At 67.7% G+C, this 4,313-nt stretch carries 5 protein-coding genes; 2 read left to right on the top strand and 3 right to left on the bottom strand.

The window, feature by feature from the left end; translation table 11 throughout:
• Positions 1 to 79: 79 nt before the first annotated feature.
• From IZR01_RS48360 to IZR01_RS48350, 3 genes are read right to left on the bottom strand one after another with little or no spacing between them, the layout of a single operon-like run.
• The gene (locus IZR01_RS48360; RefSeq protein ID WP_194927803.1) at positions 80 to 649 is read right to left on the bottom strand and encodes a helix-turn-helix transcriptional regulator; all 570 of its coding nucleotides are present in this window, start codon (positions 647 to 649) and stop codon (positions 80 to 82) included.
• A complete protein-coding gene (locus tag IZR01_RS48355; RefSeq protein WP_194927802.1) occupies positions 649 to 1,134 on the bottom strand; it encodes an ATP-binding protein in 486 nt (161 codons plus the stop codon). Before IZR01_RS48355 ends, IZR01_RS48360 begins: the two co-directional genes overlap by 1 nt.
• 3 nt (positions 1,135 to 1,137) lie before the next feature.
• Complete coding sequence (locus tag IZR01_RS48350; RefSeq protein WP_194927801.1) at positions 1,138 to 1,542, bottom strand: hypothetical protein; 405 nt, start codon at positions 1,540 to 1,542, stop codon at positions 1,138 to 1,140.
• Positions 1,543 to 2,037: 495 nt separating this feature from the next.
• Here IZR01_RS48350 and IZR01_RS48345 point away from each other — a divergent pair, with 495 nt between their 5' ends.
• Together IZR01_RS48345 and IZR01_RS48340 are read left to right on the top strand one after the other, a co-directional pair.
• Entirely contained in the window at positions 2,038 to 3,246 is a 1,209-nt protein-coding gene (locus tag IZR01_RS48345; RefSeq protein ID WP_194927800.1) for a helix-turn-helix domain-containing protein, read from the top strand.
• Between the two features lie 44 nt (positions 3,247 to 3,290).
• Complete coding sequence (locus IZR01_RS48340; protein ID WP_228561410.1) at positions 3,291 to 3,776, top strand: flavoprotein; 486 nt, start codon at positions 3,291 to 3,293, stop codon at positions 3,774 to 3,776.
• Positions 3,777 to 4,313: the final 537 nt, after the last annotated feature.

The raw sequence follows: 4,313 nt of genomic DNA, 5'->3' as shown, positions 1-4,313 counted from the left end.
CGGCACTCCGATGATCATGAGCCTAGAGAACTCCATGATCTCCCAGCGCCGTGCTCGTTCGTCACTCCAGACCCGCCAGTCACAACCACCTCAAACCCGGTCGAGACCTAAACACTCCGGGGCCCTGCCCACGAAGCCGCCCGGCACCGTCGGCAGTAGTAGGCGCGATCGGCCAAACGTCCAGCGTATAGCCGAGTCTCTGAGCCCACACCACGTGCGCGATCGGCCGCGGCGGGACCCGGACCAGCTCCCAGCGCTGGATCGAGTCCCGGCTGACGCCGACCAGCCGGCCCAGTTCCCCCTGCCCCATCCCCAAGGCCAACCTTCGGTTCCGCAACGGGACGGCCAGGCGCCGGCGCTCGAAGATCTCCCACAGCTCCCCGGGCCGAGGCCGCGATGGGCCGACCCGCAGATTGCCGTCCCGGCCGACGATCACCAGGCGCCGGCCGAGCGCGCGCGACCACAGGATCAGATGCCCCAGGGTCGGCTCTATCGCCCCGGTCTCCCACTCCGAAATCGCCCGGCCCCGAACCGGCAGGCCCACCGACAGGGCGTTCTGTGACGTCCCGGCCTCCAGGCGGGCGGACCGCAGGCCGGCGACGATCCGCCGGAAGGTCCGCTCCGCCGCATAGTCAGCACACAGCGCCATCAACGCTTCCCGCCGTCGTCAGTCGTCATGCCGACCCCTCTTTTCGCACCCACCTGAGAGGGGAGCCCGGCGGCCGGGCCGCCGGGCTCGGGTATCGCCGGGGCCTCATCAAACGCGATCTCGGCCCAGACCGAGCGGGCCGTCTCGTCGCCATCCGTGCCCCAGCGGGCCGAGAGCGTGGCGACGATGGTCAATCCACGCCCGGCCTCGTCGTCCTCGTACGGGGTGCGGATTGCCGGGATCGAGGGCCCGCCCTGGTCGTCGACCCGGACCCGGCAGCGGTCGCTGAACCGCGCCAGCCGCACGACGAACTCCCCTCCGGGCTCGCCGCTGGCGGTGTGCTTGATCGCGTTGCCAGCCAACTCGTCAGCGACCAGCGCCACCATGTGTGCCGCGTCGCAGTCCCCGAGCACGGCGAAGGAAAAGAGGCGGACCTCGGCCAAGCACTCGGACCGGCCGGGAAACTCCTTCGACCAGATCTCCACAGCTCACCCACCGCCTTTGGCGGGCCGGTCGGTGGTCCACCGGCACCGGATCAACGTCTCGGTGTGCTCGGCCACCAGCAGCGCCGCCGTGCCGGGGTTGCGGTCGGTCTCGTGCATCACCAGGCAGGCCAGCGAGGTCTGCACACCCCGGTGGTAGCCATGCCACTCGCCCTGATCGCGCCGCGCCTCATGACCGGTGCGGAAGTACTCCCCAGCGTCAAAGGTCAACGTCGCGGCCAGTCCCAGCAGCGCGAAATAGCTGCTGGAGTGACCCGCGGACAGCAGTTGGCGCCGGAACTCGGTCTCGGCGGGCGTCACAGCGATCCCGAACATCGTCGGCACCTGCCCGAGGATCCGGGCATCGCTGTGCTCGGTCAGAAGGGCCCTGATATCCTCGAGCCGCCTCATGCGGAACCCGCCGATATCCCGAAGCCGCTAGACGCGGCTACAATCCGAACTGACGGCTCGGATTGCCTGCGGCCCTCGCCGAAGGTATAGCTGGGCTCTTCCACACCACCGGGCCGAGCTTGAGCGTGCCAGGGCTCGGTGACCCCGCGCACTACACACTGCTGAGGGCTGGCCACGGTAGCGGGCTGGTTTTGGGTATCCATAGGTGCCTCGTTGCGGAATCGAAACTGGTCGGGAAGATGTCCGGCTATCGAGCACGCCGTACTTGGGCGGGCGCGGGGGCGATCGGCAGTACCGTGTCGCCGTCGGCGGCTGATTACGCTTCGGCCAGAGCTGCTGGAACGCTCGGGCGACGACTCATTGGCGCTGCTCCTTCGCATGTCAGGGAACCGTTCGACCTGAAGCTAAGGCAGCGTGCGCGACCCGGCGGCTACAAAATGTGTCCGTTGATACGCTGGATGCACGGCAGCATTACTTGGCGTGACGGGAACCCCGATGAGCAACCGCACCGGTGAGCGGGTCAGGTACTGGCGCATACGACGCGGACTCGACCGGGCGACCTTCGCTTCCCGCGTCGATCGGTCGCCGTCCTGGGTCAAGGCCATCGAGAACGGCCAGCGCGAGCTCACACGCCTGCCGTTGCTGGAGCGCGTCGCGCAGGCGCTCGGGGTTACCGTCGAAGCTCTCACCGATCCTGCGGAAGCCGAGCGAGCGACCCGCGCCCCGGACGCGGCGGAGATCGCCGCGATCACTGGTGCCTTGGAGCACTACGAGGTGATACTCGGAGCACCAGTAAATGCTCTTGAACATCCCCAGTCAGCCAACCTCGCCAAAAGAGTGAACTTCCTCGACGAAGCCTTCCTGGCCTCGCGGTTCTCCAGCATCGGACGAGACCTACCCAAGTTGTTGATCGAGGCACAGCGCGCGGCGAAGGAACAGCCAGGCGCGGAGTCCATCCGGGTGCTCGTCAAGGTGTATCGGATCGCGAGCTCGACCTTGCTGAAACTCGGCGCCGATCAGACTGCGTGGCTGGCCGCCGACCGAGCGATGGTCGCCGCCCAGACCACGGACGACCTGTACACCCTCGCCCGCGCAACTCGCTCGGTGTCGCGCGCCATGACCAACCTCGGGCGTACCGAAGCCGCGCTGGACGCTCTGTTAGCGATGGCTACGCAGATGCAGCCCGAGGTCGCCACGTCGACTCTCGAAGTTGCGGCGATGTACGGCATGGTGCTGCTCGCGGCAGAGATCGCGGCAGCGAAGTACGGCGACGCACACACCGCGTCGGCGATGCACAACGAAGCGAGCAAAGTCGCGCAGTGGCGCTTCGCGTCTGACGCGAGCGACAAGGAGACAGCGTTCGGGCCGACCAACGTCGATCTGCACTGGGTGTCGTCTCTGGTCCGTCTCGGTCGCCCAGACGAGGCGGTGCAGTACGCAGAAGGTATCGACCGCGCCGCTGTGGCGCTGCTGCCGCGCGAGCGACGCGGGACGTTCGGCATCGATCTCGCGTTGGCCCACCACCAACTCGGCCGATACGCCGAGGCGGAGACTGTGCTGCTGGCCGCCGAGCGGATCGCGCCAGAAGAGGCGAGGTGCCGGCCCGGGAGTAAGACGCTGATCGCTAATCTGATCAACGCCCCGAGCCGCAACCCGAGTACCGAGATGCGCGCTCTCGCCCGCCGTGCTGGAGTGCAAGCGTGACCCGAGTCCTTTACGTGATCCCTTGTGCGGCAGGTCCTGCCCCGATGGTTGACCGGCTGGTGAAGCTGGCGCGGGCCGGCGGGTGGGATGTGTGGCTGGCCCCGACCCCGAGCGCCATGGACTTCCTCGACGTGCCCGGGTTGGAGTCGCTGACCGGCCACCCGATTCGGGCCCGATACCGGCGGCCGGGCGAACCCGGGAAGCTGCCGCCGGCGAATGCGGTGATCGTCGCGCCCGCGACCTACAACACGATCAACAAGTGGGCGGCGGGCATCGCGGATACGCACGCCCTGGGGTTGCTGGCGGAGCTGACGCCGTCCGGTATCCCGATCGCCGTACTGCCCTTCGTCAACGCTTCCCTCGCAGCAAACCGGGTGTTCGGGCGATCGGTGGATTCCCTGCGGGAGGAGGGTGTCACGGTGCTCGTCGGCAACGGCGGGTTCGTGCCACATCCGGCAGGGACCGGTGGCGGTCGGCTAGAGACGTACCCGTGGGAACTGGCGCTTGAGGCTGTTGGGGACACTCACTAGCGTGAGCGAGTGGCATATGAGTTCGCGGTGGCAGGATGACTTCGGCGGCCATTCGAGGTGTTCGCGGATCGCGCCTTTCCACCGAGGCCGCCCTCGGCGTCAAGCAGGCCGTCAGCACTGAGCCGCCGGTACCGACCCACGGATCTGGGCACGAGCAAGCTCGAACCCTGCCCGGCCGCCCTTCTTGATGGCGGTCGGAGCAGCCTGGGGCGCAGCATCGGAACAATCACCGCACAGCCCCTGAGCTCGCATAGGAACTCGGCATTCAGCGCATTCGTGCCAAGTGACACGAGGTGCCGGCTTCGACGGCTCGGGCGGCATCTTCACCGTGAGCCGGTGCCGGACCAGAGCGGCAGCCTGATGCACTCGCGGCGGAAGCCCCGATGTCAGAGCACTGGTCACGTGGCTGGGCGTCGCGCCTCTCGCCAGCCAGCGATCAACAAGCGCTGCCAGCCTTCCAGCCTCATCCGCGGCGAGATGAAGGCGCGGCTCGTCTTTGCCCACCTGCGTGAGCAGGGAGAAAGCTCTTGATAATTC

Source organism: Catenulispora pinisilvae, from assembly GCF_015356865.1.
Taxonomy (GTDB): domain Bacteria; phylum Actinomycetota; class Actinomycetes; order Streptomycetales; family Catenulisporaceae; genus Catenulispora; species Catenulispora pinisilvae.
The sequence above is the reverse complement of the archived record's forward strand: the minus strand, read 5'-3'. Positions and strand labels throughout refer to the sequence as shown.

What these genes read in the sequence shown, in the direction of transcription:
- IZR01_RS48360 (WP_194927803.1), bottom strand. Translation starts at nt 649, where the DNA reads ATGGCGCTGTGTGCTGACTATGCGGCGGAGCGGACCTTCCGGCGGATC.
- IZR01_RS48350 (WP_194927801.1), bottom strand. Translation starts at nt 1,542, where the DNA reads ATGAGGCGGCTCGAGGATATCAGGGCCCTTCTGACCGAGCACAGCGAT.
- IZR01_RS48345 (WP_194927800.1), top strand. Translation starts at nt 2,038, where the DNA reads ATGAGCAACCGCACCGGTGAGCGGGTCAGGTACTGGCGCATACGACGC.
- IZR01_RS48340 (WP_228561410.1), top strand. Translation starts at nt 3,291, where the DNA reads ATGGTTGACCGGCTGGTGAAGCTGGCGCGGGCCGGCGGGTGGGATGTG.